Here is an 803-nt window from a genome sequence, read left to right on the forward strand (position 1 = left end):
TTACGTCCGCCATCTAGAAGTGATAGGTCATCCGCATATACTTCTTTAATGCGACCTTTGTGATCCGTGCGATACACATGTCCATGCGGTGTTGTATATTCGATGTTGGCCTTCAATTTCTTAGGCTTCATAAATCGACGTTCATAATGGGCATCATATTCAACCTTTGTAAGGTTAGGGTCTTCATGATAATGAACAGAATTGGAACCATGACTTTGACTTCTACTTACATGTTTACCTTCACTCTTTACCATACTATCTTTTGGTGTGTGACTTGATGATTGGGGGTGAATGTACGTTGAATACTTTGGCTCACTTCTTTAAGTGTAGCACCTTTACCCACTTGAACACTACCTACGCCTGCAACTGCAACTCTAGGTTGTGTAAATGGTATTTCCTTTTCTAATATATGATTCGTCGCTTGTTTCACTTGTTGAGCTTGATGGCCTATCCATTGCTTACCTTATTGTACCGTATTAGACGCTTGGCCTCTCATATTACTTAACATTTGGCCGACTCGATTGTTCTGTGTAAAGTTTTTAGACTGGTTGAGAACACTATCTTTCATTGCTGTCATTTTAGGCGTCATACGACTTGCCATATTTTGCATACCTTCATGCATGCCTGTTTTCACTAAAGGAGGGTTGAAAATATAAAAATGGAGTAAATGAATACTTCTACATCCATCTACTCCATCTTTTTGTGTCATTTTTTAGTTACAATCAATTTCTTAATCCAAGTAAAGTTAATCAATTTAGAAAAAGATAATAGCTGCTACAATTATTGAAATTTGTAGTAATTTA

Annotated in this window: 2 protein-coding genes and 1 pseudogene; all 3 read right to left on the reverse strand. The window is 36.9% G+C overall.

Going from position 1 to position 803, the window contains the following annotated elements:
* Window positions 1–254: pseudogene (locus tag HMPREF3241_RS13285) on the reverse strand (ADP-ribosylating toxin); the annotation flags it as partial.
* Window positions 248–430 carry a hypothetical protein gene (locus HMPREF3241_RS13290; protein WP_083324186.1) on the reverse strand — a complete coding sequence of 61 codons (183 nt, stop codon included), beginning with the start codon at window positions 428–430 and terminating at the stop codon, window positions 248–250. The pseudogene HMPREF3241_RS13285 and the gene HMPREF3241_RS13290, both read right to left, overlap by 7 nt.
* A gap of 33 nt (window positions 431–463) precedes the next feature.
* On the reverse strand, window positions 464–709 hold the full coding sequence (locus HMPREF3241_RS13295; protein WP_083324187.1) for a hypothetical protein: 246 nt from the start codon (window positions 707–709) through the stop codon (window positions 464–466).
* Window positions 710–803: the final 94 nt, after the last annotated feature.

The organism is Staphylococcus sp. HMSC34G04 (genome assembly GCF_001838765.1).
Lineage (GTDB): Bacteria > Bacillota > Bacilli > Staphylococcales > Staphylococcaceae > Staphylococcus > Staphylococcus epidermidis.